The organism is Neorhizobium vignae, assembly GCF_000732195.1.
GTDB classification, from domain to species: Bacteria; Pseudomonadota; Alphaproteobacteria; order Rhizobiales; family Rhizobiaceae; genus Neorhizobium; species Neorhizobium vignae.
On sequence record NZ_JNNU01000005.1, the window covers coordinates 92,771 to 111,173 of the forward strand.

11 protein-coding genes and 1 pseudogene are annotated in these 18,403 nt (G+C 63.7%); 3 read left to right on the forward strand and 9 right to left on the reverse strand.

Going from position 1 to position 18,403, the window contains the following annotated elements:
• Window positions 1-11: 11 nt before the first annotated feature.
• From GQ59_RS09570 to GQ59_RS09595, 6 genes and pseudogenes are all read right to left on the reverse strand, one after another.
• Window positions 12-914, reverse strand: coding sequence for a hypothetical protein (locus tag GQ59_RS09570; protein ID WP_037080556.1), 903 nt, complete (start codon window positions 912-914; stop codon window positions 12-14).
• A complete protein-coding gene (locus tag GQ59_RS09575; RefSeq protein ID WP_051903887.1) occupies window positions 911-2,218 on the reverse strand; it encodes a WcaI family glycosyltransferase in 1,308 nt (435 codons plus the stop codon). Before GQ59_RS09575 ends, GQ59_RS09570 begins: the two co-directional genes overlap by 4 nt.
• Window positions 2,218-3,189 (reverse strand): GDP-L-fucose synthase, encoded by a 972-nt coding sequence (gene fcl, locus GQ59_RS09580; RefSeq protein ID WP_037080558.1) that lies wholly within the window; start codon window positions 3,187-3,189, stop codon window positions 2,218-2,220. The genes GQ59_RS09575 and fcl overlap by 1 nt, the downstream gene beginning before the upstream one ends.
• The gene (gene gmd, locus GQ59_RS09585) at window positions 3,182-4,288 is read right to left on the reverse strand and encodes a GDP-mannose 4,6-dehydratase (RefSeq protein WP_432762573.1); all 1,107 of its coding nucleotides are present in this window, start codon (window positions 4,286-4,288) and stop codon (window positions 3,182-3,184) included. The genes fcl and gmd overlap by 8 nt, the downstream gene beginning before the upstream one ends.
• Before the next feature lie 257 nt (window positions 4,289-4,545).
• Window positions 4,546-6,827: pseudogene (locus GQ59_RS33565) on the reverse strand (Wzz/FepE/Etk N-terminal domain-containing protein).
• Window positions 6,828-6,893: 66 nt separating this feature from the next.
• Window positions 6,894-7,964, reverse strand: coding sequence for a polysaccharide biosynthesis/export family protein (locus tag GQ59_RS09595; RefSeq protein WP_244447942.1), 1,071 nt, complete (start codon window positions 7,962-7,964; stop codon window positions 6,894-6,896).
• A 440-nt stretch (window positions 7,965-8,404) separates the two neighbouring features.
• On the opposite strand from GQ59_RS09595, the gene GQ59_RS09600 reads away from it, so the two are divergent.
• Together GQ59_RS09600 and GQ59_RS09605 are read left to right on the forward strand one after the other, a co-directional pair.
• Window positions 8,405-9,187: a metallophosphoesterase gene (locus GQ59_RS09600; protein WP_037080566.1), complete on the forward strand. Its 783-nt coding sequence runs from the start codon at window positions 8,405-8,407 to the stop codon at window positions 9,185-9,187.
• Window positions 9,188-9,302: 115 nt separating this feature from the next.
• Entirely contained in the window at window positions 9,303-10,151 is an 849-nt protein-coding gene (locus tag GQ59_RS09605; protein WP_037080569.1) for a DUF6030 family protein, read from the forward strand.
• Here the strand turns inward: GQ59_RS09605 and GQ59_RS09610 are convergent.
• A complete protein-coding gene (locus tag GQ59_RS09610) occupies window positions 10,148-13,600 on the reverse strand; it encodes a YhaN family protein (protein WP_037080572.1) in 3,453 nt (1,150 codons plus the stop codon). The two genes, GQ59_RS09605 and GQ59_RS09610, sit on opposite strands and share 4 nt — an antisense overlap.
• A 3-nt stretch (window positions 13,601-13,603) precedes the next feature.
• Window positions 13,604-14,839, reverse strand: coding sequence for a metallophosphoesterase family protein (locus tag GQ59_RS09615; RefSeq protein WP_037080575.1), 1,236 nt, complete (start codon window positions 14,837-14,839; stop codon window positions 13,604-13,606).
• Between the two features lie 115 nt (window positions 14,840-14,954).
• Here GQ59_RS09615 and GQ59_RS09620 point away from each other — a divergent pair, with 115 nt between their 5' ends.
• Window positions 14,955-15,941: an aldo/keto reductase gene (locus GQ59_RS09620; protein WP_037080577.1), complete on the forward strand. Its 987-nt coding sequence runs from the start codon at window positions 14,955-14,957 to the stop codon at window positions 15,939-15,941.
• Window positions 15,942-16,060: 119 nt separating this feature from the next.
• Here the strand turns inward: GQ59_RS09620 and GQ59_RS09625 are convergent, their stop codons facing one another.
• Window positions 16,061-18,250 carry an esterase-like activity of phytase family protein gene (locus GQ59_RS09625; RefSeq protein WP_037080579.1) on the reverse strand — a complete coding sequence of 730 codons (2,190 nt, stop codon included), beginning with the start codon at window positions 18,248-18,250 and terminating at the stop codon, window positions 16,061-16,063.
• Window positions 18,251-18,403 lie beyond the last annotated feature (153 nt).

The following is an 18,403-nucleotide window of genomic DNA, read 5'->3' on the forward strand; positions in this document are numbered from 1 at the left end:
GCGACCTACGGCTACACGGTTGACCTTCTCAATAATTTTCGCGCGACGATGCGGACGTCCGTCGCACGGTCGGCAAGCATGTTTTCCAGGAAATCGACAAAACCGAGCGGTGCGGTTTCCTGGCTCGGGTTCATGAAATGGGAGGCGAAGGCGGGCTGCCTGTCCGAAAACCGGATCGCCTTCGGCCAGAACAGCGGCGTCACCGGATGAAGGTAGGAATGGGCGGGCGTCCATCCGAGCCATTTCAGCCGGAACCATTTTTTCGCATTCACCTGATGCGCATGGCCCCAGCTGGTGATCTTTTCCCACATCTCGGCATCGCTCATGACGTAACCGTAGTGGTAGCAGGGCGCATCGACGAGGATGGTCGCAGCAGGGGTGGTCTTTCGCGCCGTATCGAAGCGGACGCCGCTTTTGCAGCGGATCGCGAAGCCCGCGTTGATATCCCTGATCGAGCCATCGCCGCTGGTCAGCACCAGCTCGGGCGTTTTCCAGAAATTGTGCCATGGCGTCAGGATGCGGTCATACCTGCGGTCCGCCGCCATGAATGTGAGCAGCGTTTCCCAGCCGCTATCCAGATAGAACTCGTCGGCGTCCTGGATGACCAGCCAGTCGTAACCTTCGCGGATGGCTCGGTCGAGGCAGTCGTTGCGGGTGTCTTCCTCGGTTTCGAAGTCGCTGCAGATCACCTCGATCTCGCAACCCACGCCTTTTGCGCGGGCGGCGGCGATTGCCTCCTCCACCTTTTCCCTGGTCGTAGGGTTTTTCTTTGTGACCCGGGAGCCTGGCAGATAGGCCCATGGACGCTCCGGAAGGACGATGAAGATCTTGTCGACGAAACGGCCGCAGTTCTCGACAACGTGCGGCAGAAAACGATCGACGTTGTAGGCGAGGATGTGGCCAGCGACCCTCATGGCTCACCGCTGTCGATGAGCTGCTTGATGGCGATGATGGCAGGTCGTTTTGAGAGGTTTTGGACCAGGACCGTCTGGACCTGTGGCTGCCATGTTTCCCGTTCCGACATCGCGCGAAAAATACAGGCCGCGAGGTTTTCCGGGTCGTTGGGCGGCGTGAGATAGACCGCGCTGCCGACGAACTGCGCCAGCTCCGTGCCCTCGTCGGCGGTGACGAGGACGGGCTTTCCCGATGCAAGCATGCCCCCGAGTTTCGACGGCAGCGTCAGGTCGGCGGCGCTCCTGTCCTGCGGCAGCACGTGCAGATCCGGCATGTTGAGGAAGGCGTTCAGCCGTGAATAGGGCTGGAAAGCCAGGAAACGGAGATTCTCAAGATGGCCGTAACGGGCTTCGAGTTCCGGCTTCTGCGGTCCCTCGCCTGATATCACGAAATGAATGCGCCGCTCGTCCTTCAGACGCTCGGCTGCGTCGAGCAGCACGTTCAAGCCCTGTTTGGCGCCGATGCTGCCTGAATAGAGAACGACGAAATCCTCGTGGCCGAAACCGAGTTCAGCCCGGTAGGGGCTCACGTCTTCCATGGGATGGAATTGCGCGAGATCCACCCAGTTGCGGACAACGGATATTTTGGCGGCCGGAACGTCTTTCAGGGCGAGGCCTTCGGCCATGCTGTTGGAAATTGCGACCAGTTGGTCGAACCGGCCGAGCACGCTACGCTCGAAGGCATGGCCAAGTCTCTTCAGCCAAGTCTTGGAACTCAGGTGCCCGACGGCGAATGCCGCATCGACTTCCATGTCGTGGACGTGGAGCACGGTGCGGGCGCCGACCAATCTGGCGGCAAGCTGGGCCGCGGGAGCGGCAAACAGCGTCGGCTCGACGCAGAAGACCGTCGTCGGGCGGCGACGCAGGATCTGCCAGAAGACAACCGGCGCCGAGGTGAGCGCGAAGGAGAGCGGCGCCAGGAGCCGCCAGATACCCCTCATCCTTCGACGCAACACGAGCGGCACCCGCAGCACCGTGATGCGGCCCTCAGTGGCGGAGGAATAGCGGTTCCGATATCCGGCCTGGACCGACCAGCCGGGATAATGTGGCGGCGTCGTCACCACCGTGACGTCCATGCCCTCGGCGGCGAGATATTCGGCGATTTCGCCGGTATATTTGCCGACGCCGGCAGTCTCCGGCGCGTAGTTCATCGCATAGACGACCACGCTTTTGCGTGGCGATGTGGCAGCTGCCGTAGCCAGCCCCGGTGCGGCGTCGAACGTTTGTTCGCATTCGTCGCTGAGGGGCTGGGCGGCTGCTGTCATCAGGCGGCATCTCCGCGTTTGCGCTCGAGATATTCGCCCTTGAGGAAGGCCTGGTAGGCGTCGGTTATGCCTTGCTCCAGCCCGATCCTCGGCGACCACCCGAGCCCCCGCAGCTTGTCCGCGCTCATCAGCTTGCGCGGCGTGCCGTCGGGTTTGGTGAGATCATGAGAAATACTCCCCTGGAAACCGACGACCTTGGACACCAGTTTCGCGAGCTCCAGAATGGTGACGTCCTCGCCGGATCCGACATTGACATGGGTCTCGGCCGAATAGGTCTTCATCAGATGGACGCAGGCGTCGGCGCAATCGTCGACATGCAGGAATTCGCGGCGCGGGGTGCCGGTGCCCCATACGGTGATGTCCGGAAGATGGCCGGTCTTCGCCTCATGCGCCTTGCGGATCAGCGCCGGCATGACATGGCTGGATTTCAGGTCGAAATTGTCGCCGGGGCCGTAAAGGTTGGTAGGCATGGCCGAAATGAAGTCGCGGCCATGCTGCTTGCGATAGGCCTGGCAAAGCTTGATGCCGGCGATCTTGGCGATCGCATACCATTCGTTGGTCGGCTCCAGCGAGCCGGTCAGCAGCGACTCCTCGACGATCGGCTGGTCGGCGAATTTCGGATAGATGCAGGACGAGCCGAGGAACATCAGCTTTTCGACGCCGACCTTGTGGGCGGCCTGGATGATGTTCGCCTCGAGGATGAGGTTGTCGTAGAGGAAATCGGCCGGATAGGTGTCGTTGGCGAGGATGCCGCCGACCTTGGCGGCCGCCAGGAACACCGCGTCCGGACGGTTCTGCTCCATCCAGGCCTCGACTTCCGCCTGGCGCGTCAGATCGGCATCGCCTCGCGCCGCCGTCAGGATCTCGCAGCCTTCCGAGGCCAGACGGCGAACGATCGCCGAACCGACCATGCCGCGATGACCCGCGACATAGACCTTTTTTCCCGCAAGGCTGTAGATCGTCTCAGGCATGGGAGAGGCCCTTGTTGCCGCCCGAGGTCGGTACGTTGCGCGCCATCACCTTCAAATCCTCCCGGACCATTTCGGCGATGAGCTGGTCGAGGTTGGTCTCGTGCTTCCAGCCGAGCTTCTGGTGCGCCTTGGTGGGGTCGCCGATCAGAAGGTCGACTTCCGTCGGGCGGAAATAGCGCGGATCGATCGCCACGACGCATTCGCCTGACGTCGTGTCATAGCCCTTCTCCTCGACACCCTCGCCGCGCCACTCGATCGGCATGCCGACCTTGGCGAAGGATTTTTCGACGAAGGACCGTACCGTATGGGTCTCGCCGGTTGCCAGGACATAGTCGTCCGGCTCGTCCTGCTGCGTCATCAGCCACATGCCGCGCACATATTCGCGGGCATGGCCCCAGTCGCGCTTGGCGTCGAGATTGCCGAGAAAGAGGCGTTCCTGAAGGCCGAGATGGATGGCGGCCGCCGCGCGGGTAATCTTGCGGGTGACGAAGGTCTCGCCGCGGATCGGACTCTCGTGGTTGAACAGGATGCCGTTCGAGGCGTGTAGGCCGTAGGCCTCGCGGTAGTTGACGACGATCCAGTAGGCGTAGAGCTTGGCGACAGCGTAGGGCGAACGCGGATAGAAGGGCGTCGTCTCGCTCTGCGGCACTTCCTGCACCTTGCCGTACAGTTCCGAGGTTGAGGCCTGGTAGAAGCGGGTCTTCTTGGAAAGGCCGAGGAGCCTGATCGCCTCGAGCAGGCGCAGCGTGCCGGTGCCGTCGGCATTGGCGGTATATTCCGGCGTTTCGAACGAGACCTGTACGTGGCTCTGGGCGGCCAGGTTGTAGATTTCGTCCGGCTGGGCTTCCTGCACGACGCGGATGAGGTTGGTCGAATCCGTCATGTCGCCGAAATGCAGGATGAAGCGCGGGTCTGCCACATGCGGATCTTCGTAGAGATGCTCGATGCGGTTGGTGTTGAAGGAGGAAGAGCGCCGCTTGATGCCGTGGACGGTATAGCCCTTCGCCAGCAGCAGTTCCGCAAGGTAAGCGCCGTCCTGGCCCGTTACCCCGGTGATCAATGCTACCTTGCCGTTGCTCTTCACATTTCCAGTCATCATATCCCCCTAACGGAACCCGTCAGTCTTTAAGTGAAACGTGCACGTCGATGCGCGCAATGTGCCAGTCGCAAGCACTGGGAACACCGTTGTGATGCCCCCCGGAATGCGGCGAATCCGAGACATACAGTGATTCGTAGCATCCTGGGCTTATGCCAAACATTGCAGTGAAACGCTTCAGAAAAGATCATCGGCTGTTGTCAGGCTTCTCCCCTGTCGTTTTGATCCTGGTTACGGTGCCGATGGAAACCGGCATCGGCTCAGGACGCATTTTCGTGGTAATAGTGTGAGTAACGCGAAGCGTAATAGTCCGCCGACCCGTATCCCTCGTAAAGTTTCATCTTGCCGGCGTCGACCTTGTTGAGGATGACGCCGAGGCAACGGCCGGCAATCTGTGCCTCCGCATTCAGGGTATCCTTCACGGCTTTTCGGGATGTCCCGCCCCATTCGACGACCATGACGAAGCCGTCGACACGCGGGGCGATGGCCCTCGCATCAACGACGGGGCCGAGCGGTGGCAGGTCCAGAACGACATAGTCGAACTCGCCGGCGACCTGCGCCAAAAGTCTGGCCATCGCGGCCGATGCCAGAATCTCGGACGAATGCGGTATCCGCCGCCTGACGACGGCCGGGAGGAACCTCAGGCCGGTATCGGGATCGGTCAACATCGCGGAGGCCGGCGCGCGGCCCTCCAGCAGAACTTCGAGCAGTCCTTCTTCCGCATGCTGGCCGAGCGCCCTCGTGGCGCCCGGATTGCGCAGGTCCGCATCGATCAGCAGAACACTCGCGCTTCCGGCAAGCGCCTGGGCGAAATTCATGGCGATCGTCGATTTCCCCTCGCCGGGTAGCACGGAGACGATACCGATGACCTTGTGAGGCCTGTCGATATGCACGTCCGCCGCGATCCTGGCGCTGCGCAAAGTCTCGGCAAAGGCGGAGGACGGATGCTCGGTTGCAAAACCGGCTACCGCGTTTTTCCTGTAGACCTCTCCCGTCATCGGCTCCGTGGGTAGCCTCCGGCCCGGCTGCGGTTCCACCAGCGGTACCGATCCGAGATATTCGAGGCCCAGAACGTCCCTCACCTGATCGCCTGTGCGGAAGAACCGATCCCGGAACTCGCGGAAGGCCCCGACCGCTCCGCCGACGCCGCAGCCGAGTGCGAGGCAGAGCGCCAGGACCAGCGACAGCCGCGGCTCGCTCGCAGCCGTCGGCGGCGCGGCGCGGCGCGGGAGATGATGCGCGCTTCCGTGACGGGGAAGGACTGTTGCTGCACGGCTTCCTGATAACGCTGCAGAAAAGTCTGGTAGAGGTTCCGATAGGTTTCGGACGCCCGTTCGAGCTCCCGCAGCTGCACCTGCGTTTCACCGGCGGTGACGCTGACATCGGTGGCGTTGCTGACGCCGAGGGTGATCTGGCGCTCGCGGGACTGCGCGACTTCAAGCTCGCTTTGATAGCTCCCGGCGATCCGCCTGAGTTCGTCGAACATCAGTCGGTCATATTCCGCCATCTCCTGGCGAAGGCGGGCGACCTGGGCATGGCCCTCCCCCAGCCGCCTTGAGATCTCGGCCTCCCGTTTCGACGATTCCAGGTATTTTTCGCGCAGCGAGCTGATCACGGAACTGTCCAGCGCATCGGTGACGATCGCCTCACTTTGCCCCCGCGCGATGATCGCCTCGATGCGGTCGAAGCGTGCCCGGGCTCTGGCGGTATCGGCCCGTGCCACGATCAGCGCGCTGTTCAGCTCCGTGAGCTGTTGGTCGGATACGAGCCTGTCGTTGGCGGTGACAAGGCCGTTTTCGGCGCGAAACCGTTGGACCGCGAGATCCGATTCCAGCGAGCGCTGCCGCAATTCCTCGATGCGCTGCTGCAGCCAGTTGCCGGCCCGCCTTGTGGCATCGTATTTGGCGTCGAGCTTGTCGGTCAGATAGGCATCCGCAATCGCGCCGGCGACCGCTGGGGCAAGGCGCGGCGATGTTGCCGTGAACCCGATTTCCAGGACGTAGGAACGGCCGACGCGCGAAACCTTCATATTACCGAGAAGGCTCGCGAGCGCCTCGCGGCGGCCCGTCTCGATCCGGTCGAGGCGTGACTGGCTATTGCCGCCCAGCCATCGCCGGACGTTGAAGATCGCCCGTATGTCGGAGACGACCGCAAGCACCGGGTTCCGGCGGCCGGCCATGAATTCCGGATCATCCTGCAGCTTCAGCCTGTCGACCGCCGCCAGGCCGATCGTCTCGGATCGCAAAAGCTCGACCTGGCTGAGGACCGATGCCTCGTCGTCTAGGACCCCGCCAATCGTCGACAATTGCTCGACGACCTGCCGGTTGCCGCGGTCGATCAGCACGCTGGTTCTGGCGGTATATCGGGGTACGGAGGTCAAGACGTAACCCAGGCCGAGCACCATGAATACCGCGACGCAGAGGCCGGCCACGCGCCACTGCCGCCGGGCGATGGCGATCAGGCTGTCCAGATCCAGTTCAGGAACCTCTTCCCCGCGGGGCTCCTGCTGGTGGCGCGTGAGAAAAACGGGCCGCTGGTTCATCGCCTCGCCCCATCGATTTGAGAGGCGCAAAGCACCGGTGTGGAGCCGCCGCGAGCGGCCTGAAGGTCAATCGCGCCAGGCATCATGACTGCTCGCAATATCCCGGGTGGAGGCGGTGACCGAATTGAGGATGGTGAGGAATTTCACGAGCTCGACTGCATCGGCCGTCGATACGTAGATCACGTCCTTGTCCTGCATGGGAAATTGCTGGACGGCGAAGAACGCGGCGGGATCACGCAGATTGGCGCGGAAGATCACCGGCACGTCCCGCGCCCTGAACCGGCTGACGTCGAGGCCGATATTGCGCAGAAGATCACGCTCCACGAGGCGGTAGAGCAGGACCGATCGCGGCTCGGCCTTGTCGTCGATAAGGCCGCCGGCCTTCGCCAAAGCCTCCCCGAGCGACAGATTGGAATCATCGAAATCGAAGCGTCCGCTTTCGCCGGTCAGGCCGAAGGCGAGGAAGGTCCGGCGATTGCGATCGACGAAGATCGTATCTCCCGGCTGCACATAGATATTCTCCTGCGGACGCTCGCTCAGCGTCCGATAAGCGACGGTGACGTTGCGGCCGCGGCGCTGGAGCGTCACCGTCGCCTCCTCCTTGGGGACACTCAAACCGCCTGCCTCGGAAATCACGTCGAGAATGCGTCCGCCGGCCGGGCTGAGTTCGATCTTCCTCGCCTGCTTGACGTCGCCCAGGACCGAAACGCCCATCGATCGGCTCGTCACAGTCGAGATGACCACCTGCGGTTCGATGGCGCGGTTGGCGAGCTGGTCTGCGATATCGAGCTGCACGGCATCGACCGTGCGGCCGGCGGCCCTCACCTTGTTCGCGTATGGGACGCTCAATGTGCCGTCACGACCGATCGTCTGGTTCGGCAGGGTGATGTAATTGCCCGGACGGGCGCCGGCATCGGCGGGAATGAACAGGCCCCCGCTCTGCGCCTCGAAGACCGAAACCTGGACGACATCGCCAACACCGAGGGTGAGTGACGGCGGACCGCTGCTGCCAGAGCCGAAACCGGCAGTCAGGCCAGGCCCTGCCGATTTCGGCAGATGGGCGAGGACCGACTGATTGATATCGACGAGCGCATAGTCGATCCCGACCCTGCTGCCGGCGGCGGAAAATGCCTTCACGGTTGCATTGGCTTCAACGGCGGACGGATCCGGGCCGGACCTCGGCAGTCCCGTGCAACCGGACAGGAACGCAACAACAGCAAGCGTTAAAACAGCACCCAAGGACCTAAACATACGCCCCGCCATACAACCCAAAGTATGGTATCGGTTTAACCGATGAGCGGACCCGCTGATTCTAAGGGGTTAACACGCGGCGAATCGAAAATCCGCATCCTGTTGCAAATCAACAACATGGATGGTTAATCCTTCGCTATCCACAGAATACAGGCCCTGAGGCGCTAAAGCTCTCGAACGGCCTTGTTCAGTTCCGAAACTGTCTCACATATGGCGGCTACGATCCCCGGTCAAAAGTCCGGGGCTTCGGACGTTGTTAACACTCCTTCGGGCATCCACTTCTCATTGGCGGCACGATCGTCCATATCAGGCGGATGGCGGTAAGCATGCGAAAGTTGACGGACTGGTTTTCGAGACGCCGCCCGGCCCGACAGCCGAGGCCTCGCCGCCGGATCGATCTCGGTCAGAACCCGCCTCCCTACCCGATCTATGCGATCGGCGACGTGCATGGCTGCATCGAGGAACTCAGGAATGCCGAGGCCCGCATCGCGCAGGACATGGCGGAGAACCATCGCCCCGGAATGGTCATCCTGCTCGGCGACTATGTCGATCGGGGTCCCGCTTCGAGCCAGGTCCTCGAACACCTGATCAGACCCAGCGAATATGGCCTGAGGCGGATTGCGCTCTGCGGCAACCACGACGACATTTTCTCGAAGTTCGTGGACGATCCCGAGCGTTATGCCGAATGGCTGGGAATGGGCGGCGAACAGACGCTTCTGTCCTATGGCATGGACCCCTACAATCTGGGCACGCGCCGCAAGAGGAACCGCGCCAAGCTCGGTGATCTGCTGATGGAGACCGTGCCGGTGCCGCACCGGAAGTTCCTCGCCAATCTTCCGGTCAGCCTCACGATCGGCAAGCTCGTGTTCGTCCATGCGGGCCTGAGGCCGGGCATACCACTGCAACACCAGAGCGAGGAGGACATGCTCTGGATCCGCGAGGCGTTTCTCGCCACCGGGCCGCAGCTGCCGCTTCTCGTCGTCCACGGCCATACGCCGCACCCGGAACCCGACCTTGGGCCTGGCAGGATCGGCATCGATACCGGCGCCTATTATTCCGGCAGGCTGACGGTCCTCAAGATCGACGGCGGCCGCTTCTCGTTCCTGTGAACGACAGGGGATCGAGGCCACCGGAACAGCGGAGGCTTGATCATCGATCCGAAGAAGCGTGTTATATCGGCGGCGGCGATCGAACGCCAGGCCGTCCTCGATCGGAAGCGGAGCCATGCCGGAGGAGGGTAAGGCAGACAGACAGACACCAGCCGACCGCCGCCGCAGGCAGCGTTCGGCGGTTTTGGTTTTCGGCTTTTTCCTGGCGGTGGTGCTGGCCGCCCTCGCGGCGACCGTGCTCACCGTCAACAATGGCCGGAACTATAAGCGGCTGGTCCGGCAATTCGCGCTGGAACGATACCTTCTTCCCGCGCCACCGGCCCCGCCCCTGCGGGTCGGCAGCCATAGACCGCTACCGCCGGAAAAACACTACCCGCCCTGGCTTCTCAAAGCGGGCCTCGAGCGGATGGCGGTGTTCGAGAAGAGCGAGGCGCTTTCGGCCGAGGAGCGCTGCGACCTGCTGCGGGACGACAGGGGCGCGGCACCGACCTTCAGCCATTCAGGTGACGATTGGGAATGCCTGTTCTTCGAGGAATTCGGGAATGCGGCTGAACCGGCTGCGCTCTTCATACAGGTCCGCGGCACGGAACCCGGCATCGTCAGCAGCTTTCGCATCAAGGTCAGCCTGACGGACCTGACCACAGAGCTTGCGGTGCTCAGCGGAGCGATCGGGGCCACCGAGCGTTTCGGCCTGCCTATGACGCCGGAGACGCGAGCCTATCTGATCGAGAAACTGGCGGGACGCACCGAGTTCAGCTCGATCGTCGAAAACTACCGGATGACGTTCAGCCGGGAGATCACCGATGCACGGCGCTACAATCTGCTGATCCTGCCGCGCCGGCAAACTACCGGCTGCGGCGAACGCCCGTCGGCCCCGCCGGACAGGTGGGCTACGCCGATCTATCGCATGCCGGTCGGCTGCCTGACGCTGCGCAGCCTGTCTCAGCCGCAATCCGCCTCCTAAGCCCGCTCCAGCTGGACGAGATCCAGCCCGTCCCCCAGCTCGCGGCGCGCTGCCTCGACCAGGCTCATCTGGTGGGTAAAGAGCACCGTCTGGAATTTTTCGCCGGCCGCCGCGAGCGTCCGGATGCCCGCTGCGGTCCGCTCGTCGTCAAAGGTCTGGAAGATGTCGTCGAGAATCAGCGGCGCCGGTTCGTTGCGGCTGCAATAGTCTTCCAGGAAGGCGAGCCGCAGCGCAAGATAGAGCTGATCGCCGGTGCCTTCGCTCAAGCCGTCAAGCCTCACCTGCTCGCCTGTATTCCGTTCGACCGCGAGCTGCAGCTCGTCGCGCTCGTCATAGACCTGGACGAGGCGCGAGAAACGGCCGCCGGTGAGATCGGCGAAGACCTGCCCTGCCCGTTGCATGACCGGATCGGCCTGGCGTTCGCGATAGGCGTCCATAGAGCTCGCCAGAATGCCTGCGGCGAGCTTCAGCACGACCCAGCGCCGCGCCAGTTCCCTGGCTTCCGCCTCGGCGGCAAGCTTCTGGAAGACGGCGCGTTCGGCACCGATGCCGGTTTCCAGCTCCCGGCGGCGGCGTTCGCTATCGGCCTGGGCAATGCCGAGCACCTTCATCCGCTCGACCTGCCGGGCATCCTCGGCATCCAGGCGCTCGATTTCCAGGCTGGCGGCGATCCTGTCGAAACCGACGAGCGCGGCGCGTGCCTCGTCTTCGGTCGCACCGTCCGACTGTTCGGCAAAGCGGCTGCGGCATTGCGCGAGGCTCGCTTCCAGCCGGTTGCGTTCGCGAAGATCACGGAGAAGGCCATCGGCCTCCTCGATATCCTTGGATGCGGCAGTGGCAAGCCCGCGCAGGTCCGCAATCAGTCTTTCCGCGTCGGCGGCGTGCCGGGCCACCGCGAGCTCGGCGCGCTCGAGCGCTGTGGTAAGAGTGGCCCGCTGGTTTGCGGCAGTCTTTGCGTCCGTGGCACGGTCATTCAGCATGCCTGCCGCGACATCGGCAGGCAGCGAGACCAGATCCGGCGCCACTGCGGCGGCGAGCGCCTTCACCTCCGCTTCGAAATCCTCCATGTCCCGCGCCATGCCCTTGACGCGGCGCTCCCGGTTTTCCCGTTCGGTAAGGAGATCGGGAACGGTGCGCCAGACATCCAGCGCCGCGAGAGCCATGTCGACCGTCGCGTCTTCGGAAAGGCCCGCCAGCACCGCGGCATTGGAGAACGTCGAGCGCCAGCGTTCGATATCCCGGCGCAGACCGGTCTCGCGCTCCTCCAGCTTTTCCAGCGTCTCTTCGGCGGAGTGGCGTTTGCCTTCCAGCGAACGGCTTTCGGTCCAACGCTCGGTCAGTTCCCCGATCCGGCGTTCCAGCCCGCGGGCGAGTGCCAGAGGCGGCAGTGCGGATGCGGCGAGACCGATGGCATCGGCCAGCGCCAGCAAGGCCGGCTTGAGTTTCTCCTCCCTCAGACGCAGCGTCTCCAGCTCGTCACGCGCCTCGTCCAATGCACCCGACAGCAGGGAAAGTCCGTCGACGGCACGGCGCCATTCGATCATCCGCTCCGGCGTCGACGGTGCGACAGGTGCTGCGTGGAAAAGGTCTTCGAACTCGGTGACCGCATCGGCGGCGGCAATGTCGCTTTCCCTGGCCCCTATCTCGGCAGCGCCTACCGCCTCAAGCAGTTCCCGCTGCCGCAGGGTGAGATGGGCATGGCGCGAGACACGTTCTGCATCGGCGAGCGCCACATCGGCGAGCCGGTCTGCATCCTCCATGGCGATCTTCAGTTCGCTTAGTTTTTCGGCAGAAGGTTTTGTCCCGAGTGCCTCGACCTTTTCGTCGCGGCCGGCCCTTGCCGCTGCGATATCCTCGCGGGAGACGATCCGCCCCTGCCCTTCCAGCGCCCCAAGCTGGCCGGCGATCACCTTGGCTTCGTCGCGGAGGCCGGCGAGCTTCTGGGCCGCTTGGCTGCTCTCCGCTTTGGCGGTCTCGATCAGCCGGCGGTGATGGGTGAGCGTCGCGATATCCGGCAGCGGCACCGAGAGAAGACGGGCGATATCCTTGACCGGCGGGTCGAGGCGCGCGGCTGCGGCGGCAAGATCGCTTTCGGCACGGGCGACGCGCACCTGCAGGGTCTCGATGCCGGAGAACTCGCTGACATCGGGGCGCAGCGCGGCGAGCTGTTCCGCCCACGGTTTCGGGTCGATCAACCGGCCATCCGGCCCGTGGTCTTCGAGCCGCCGCAACACATCCTGGGCGTCCTCGATCTGCTGGCGAAGCTGCTTCAGGCTGCGGTCGAGCTCGCTGCCCTCCTCGACAAGCTTGCGGAGGCGCACGAGATCGGCGTCAGTGGGCTGGGCGCGCTGAAGCTCGTCGAATTTGCCGAAGCCGAGCCGGCGGGCCGCCTGCGCGATACGCTGATCGAAATCGTCCACCTCGCCGCGCACCCGGGCGATATCTTCCCGCGCCTTGATGTAGGCGCCCTTGTCCGCATGGGCGGCAAGTATGCTCGGCGCCGCGGCGATCAGCGCCTCATCGACATGCACGGCGCTGATTTCGTCGCGCAGACGCGAGACCTCGGCCTCCGCCGCCTTGAGCGCTTCGGCGTTCTTGTGCTCCGCCTCCAGAGCACCGGCCAGTCGCTCCTCGAAGCCGACGGGCAGCAGGGCCAGCGCCTCGTATTGCGTAATCGCCTCCCGCTCGCGGTCGATCTCCCGCAGCACCGGTTCAAGCCGCAGCAGCTTCCGCAACCGATCGAGGGCGCGCTTGGTTTCCTGCCGCTCCGCCTGCACGGCGGCGAGATCAGTTTCGATCTCGGCCTGTTCGGCGAGCAGCTTTTTCCAGTCGCCGGATTTCAGCTCGTTGTCGCGTTCGGCCTTGCGCGCCTCGTCATGGCTGTCGAGGACCTGATAGAACGAGCGGTCCTTGGAGCGACGCTGCGCATAGATGCCGTCGGCTTCCGCATCGAGCGACTTGCGCAGGTCAGAAAGCCCGGTCAGTCCTGAGGCTGCGGAAAACAGCAGGCTGCCAATCTCGCCGCCGCTCTTCAGCATCGTCTCTCCGCCGGCCCTGAGCGATGCTGAGTCGAGCCCGAAGGCGCGCTGGAACACATCGCGGGACAGCGTGCCGAGGAACGGCGCCAGGGCATCCTCGGCCAAGGCCTCTTCCACCTCGTTGGCGGCGAGCAGCGTGTTCTTGCGGCCGCGGCGGCGGCGGAATTCGAGCACCTGGCCATCGCGCGCGGTGATCGCGGCACCGACGCGAAGCGCGGTGGCATCATGCAAAAAACTGTATTCGGCGGCCGTCGGGAAACCGAACAGCAGGTCGGAGATCGCCGACAGCGCCGAGGACTTTCCGGCTTCGTTGGGTCCGTAGATCACATGGAGCTTAGCATCCGGGCGGAAGGTGAGCGTCCGGTCCGTCAGCGCACCGTAGCGCAGGATGTCGAGGCGGTTGAAACGCATGGATCAGCCCGCCCTCGCCGCACGCGAGAGCAGGAGATCGCGGGCCTCGGCCAGCAGCGCTTCGGCGTCGTCGCCGAGCGCCAGGTCGCCCGCTCCGATGCCGCCCGGCAGGCGGGCGGTGATCTCGGCGATCTTGGCGTTGGCATCGGCGAGCAGTTCCGGGGCGAAGCCGCCCATCGGAATGAGGCCTTCGAGGCCAAGCATGTCGGTCGCGACGCTCGTCCCGTTGATTGCCGGTTCGAGCCGCAATTCCAGTTTTTCGAGCCAGATATCCTGGTGGGAACGGTGGCAGGCGGCCTGGACCTCGTCGCGAAAATCCTCGGCGCGGGCCATGACCTCGTTGCGGAAGCGGCTTTTGCCCGTGAGACGGATGCGCAGCGCCAGCGGCCGGCCTTCCATCCGCTCGACGACATCTTCCAGTGCATTCTCGGTGCGGCGCAGGATCGCCGGGATGTTGTCGTCCGGTTCGACCGCGACCACGAGCTCGGCAAAGCGGGCGCTGTCGGTGATGATCCGCTCATGGGTGATACGGCCGTCCTCGACGGTCACCAGGACCGCGCCTTTCGCCCCCTGCTCGCGGATCGAGCGACCCTGGAGGTTGCCGGGGAAAACAACCAGCGGGTCCTCGGCGACGATCTCGAAGTCATGCACATGGCCAAGCGCCCAATAGTCGTAACCGCGCGAGCGCAGGTCCTCGACCGAGCACGGCGCATAGGGCGCATGCGGCTCGCGGCCGGTGAGCGAGGTATGCAGCACGCCGATATTGAACCAACCCCCTTCGGGCTTCGGATAGGCCAGCGCCAGGTTGTCGACCGCCGAGCGTTCGGCAAAACCCTGGCCGTGCAGCGCCACCTTCAGATGATCGAGCTTGAAACTGCCCGGCTTGTTGACCGGGAACTCGCTGACATTCTTCGGCAGGGTGATCGTCTTGGTGATGACGCTTTCGGCGTCGTGATTACCCTTCAGCAGGAATACCGGAATGCCGGCGCGTTCCAGCCGCGCCACTTCGCGGTTGAAGAACAGGCCGATCTTGTTGTCCTTCCAGTCGCCGTCATAGACGTCGCCGGCGACGATGAAGAAATCTACCCGGCGCTCCACCGCCTGGTCGACCAGGCCTGAAAACGCCCTGCGGCTTGCCTCGATGAACAGTTCGGCAATCGCGGCATCCTTCAGCGCCAGCCCCTGGAAGGGACTGCCGAGATGCAGGTCGGCGGCGTGAATGAATCGGAAGGAGGTCATCGAATCGCTTGTTTCGGTTGCCGGAGCAGATCAGGTGTTTTAGGCAAATGCCGGGCACGAAGAAAGCTCGGGGTTCCGCAGCCTGTGGATAGCCCAATCAAACTCGGAGGACACCATGAGAAACCACGCGTTCGGACGCACATCCTTCACCGTCAGCGAGATCGGTTTCGGCGCCTGGCAAATCGGCGGCTCCTGGGGCGACGTCAGCCAAGCGGACGGAGCCAAGGCGCTGGAAGCGGCGCTCGATGCCGGCGTGACCTTCATCGATACCGCCGACGTTTATGGCGACGGCCGCTCGGAAAAGATCATTGCCGGCGTCCTGAAGTCGCGCGGCGGCGATCGTCCCATGGTCGCGACCAAGGCCGGTAGGCGCCTGAGCCCCCATGTCGCGGACGGCTATACCAAGGCCAATCTCGAAGGCTTCATCGACCGCAGCCTCAAGAACCTCGAAATCGAAAGCCTGGACCTCGTGCAGCTCCACTGCCCGCCGACCGAAGTCCTCTATCGCCCGGAAGTGTTTGGCGCACTCGACGATCTGCGTCGCGCCGGCAAGATCCGGAACTACGGCGTCAGCGTCGAAAAGGTCGAGGAGGCGCTGAAGGCGATCGAATATCCCGACGTCACCAGCATCCAGATCATCTACAACATCTTTCGCCAGCGCCCGGCCGACCTGTTCTTCAATGAGGCCAGGCGGAAGAATGTCGCGGTCATCGTCCGCGTACCGCTCGCCAGCGGGCTGCTGTCGGGCAAGATCACCCGCGATACCGCATTTGCCAAGGACGACCATCGCAACTTCAACCGGCATGGCGATGCCTTCGATGTCGGCGAGACTTTTGCCGGCGTGCCGTTCGAAGTGGGCCTCCAGGCGGTCGAGGAAGTCCGCAAGCTGGTGCCGCAGGGAGCGTCGATGGCAGCCTTTGCGCTGAAATGGATTCTGATGAACGAGGCGGTTACCGTCGTCATTCCGGGCGCCCGCAACGAGGCTCAGGCCAGGGGTAATGCGGCGGCTTCAGAGCTTGCCGCACTTTCGGCCGACGTGATGACGGCGACCAAGGAAATCTATGCGCGGCTGGTTGCCCCGCACGTGCATCAGCGTTGGTAGGAACGGCGAGCCTGCCGATCAAAGTGGCAGCTCAAACACCGAGGCCCGCCAAAATATGATCCCAGAAACACAAAAAGGCCGGGCAAAACCCGGCCTTTTCCGTTTCAGCCTTGAAGGGCTCAGTTGGTGCCCTTGAGATCGACCGGGAAGAACAGGGTCTCGCCGGAGCTGTCATCGACGCCGTCGTTGTCGGTGACGGCGAAGGCCTTGCCGGACTTGTCGAAGGTGAAGCCTTCCAGCTTGTCGACCACATAGCCGTTGGAAGCCTTCAGATCGGGGATGAAATCGTGGGCTTCTTCCTTCTTGACCACCGGCAGTTCGGTGCCGATCTTGGCCGGCTTCAGGTCGGCGATCGCCACCCGGTAGAGCTTCTTCAGCTTGGCGGCATCGCCGATCAGGTTATCGCGCTCGATGATGTAGACATAGTCGCCATGGGCGGTGATTTCAGAAAGGCCGACCCAACCGGCCCCGGCCTTCTCGAGCGGGTAACGCACGGCGCCCCACTCCTTGGACTTCGGCTTGTAGGAGACGAGCTTGACGGTACCCTTCGGGTCATCCTTCCATTCGCGCTGCATCGCCATCCACAGGACCATGTCGTCGCCCGACCCGACCGTCGTCACGCCTTCGAAACCGAAGCGGGTCTCGCCGGCGAGCAGGTCTGCGGGCAGGCCGATCTCGGCCTTGATCTCGCCCTTGGCGTCGACGTTGTAGAGGCCATGGCCGGTCAGCTTGGCCGAGTCGCCTTCCGACGCCAGCCAGAAACCGCCCTTGCCGTCGAGCGCGATGCCCTCGATGTCGAGTTTCTGGGCCGGCTGGCCGCCGCGGGTGATGCGCAGGACGCCGGTGATTTCAGCGGGCTTCCTGGTGGTGTCGATGGTGAAGATCGACGGCTGCATATTGTAGACCGAGTCGCTGACGGCATAGAGGATGCCGTCCTTCTGGGCGTCGCCGACCAGGCCCGAGAGCGCGCCCCAGCCGAGCACATTGCCGTCGACGTCCTTGGACACGAGCTTCGGATAGCTGGCCACGCCTTCTTCCAGGGCGTAGAGCATGACATGCGAACGGGCGCCGCCGTCCTTGCCGAGATCGACTTCATTGGCGGTCGCAAACAGGTTGCGGCCCGGAATGGCGACGGCGCCTTCCGGCGAGATGCCCGAGGGCAGGATCTGCATGAGCTGCGGTTCGGCACCGGTGTCCTTGTAGACGGCGACAACCGAGGCGCGTTCGGCGAGCAGGAAGAAATACTTCTGTCCGTTGAAGGTCGCTGCTTCCATGCCTTCGACCTCGATGCCCTTCGAGCGCGCGCGCTTTTCCGGGAAATGGCCGAGGCGGGCAACCGCGCGCTCCAGCGAGGCGCCGGATTCGTAGAGAACCTTGCCGGTGCGATCGAAGATGGTGAAGCCGCGCGAGCCGCCCTTCCAGTCGCCTTCGTTGGCGACCACGAGGCGGTTGTTGTCGAGCCACTTGACGGCGTCGGGCTCGCGCAACGCCGACGCCTTGCCGGTGAAGGAGAGCTGGCCGTCGGTCTTGTTGTCGATGCCTTCGAGATCGGCCTTGCCGGCGGAGAAGTGGCCGGTGACCTGGCCGGTCTTACCGTCGATGATGACGATCTCGTTGTTTTCCTGCATCGTCAGGGCAATTTCGCCATTGTCGTTGATGGCGACGAATTCCGGCTCCGGATCTTCCGGCGCGACACCGGCAAGGCCGGTCAGCGTCACGTGCTTGATCGAGGCGCAGTCGGCGGTGCCGTCCTTCAGGGAGACAATCACCAGGTCGCCGGCCGGCATCTGCGGGAGGGCGCCATCGTTGACCTCCTCGTCGCGCTCGTTCTCGATCGCGATCGCGGCAAAGGTCTTGTCCTTGGAGACGGCGATCGAATCCGGCTGGCCGCCGAGATCGCAGGTCAGGTCGACCTTCTTCGTCGCGATATCGACGACGGCGAGCATGCCGGTCGGTTTCTGCTTGCTTTCGCCGGTGTTGACGGCGGCGAGAACCTTCTTGCCGACTGCAGCAACCGAGGTCGGTTCGCCCTTGAAGGTCAGCGCGCCGAGCGCCTTCGGGGCCTTCGGATCGGTGATGTCGACGAAGCCGATCGCGCCGAGCGGGCTATCCGTATAGATGAGCGTCATGCCGTCTTCGCTGGCGGTGACGATTTCAGCCGAACTCGGGCTCAGTTTGTCCTTGTCGGCGGGAAGATTGGCGGCGACGGGGAAAGACGCGATGCGGTTGAAAACCTGCTCGGCGCTCGCCGGCACGGCAACGGAAGCAAGAAGTGCTGCGGTCAACGCGGCACGAAATGAAAACGTCATGGGAAGCCCTCCTGTCCATGAAACACAGGTGGCTTGTGAGCCACGGTCATGACAGGCGGATGACAGTTTTCGGATCCGGCGTCCTGGCCGGCGGAGATTAGCTTTTCGTAAAAAAAGGCCCGGGAAAAACCCGGGCCTTTTCAAATGCGAGAC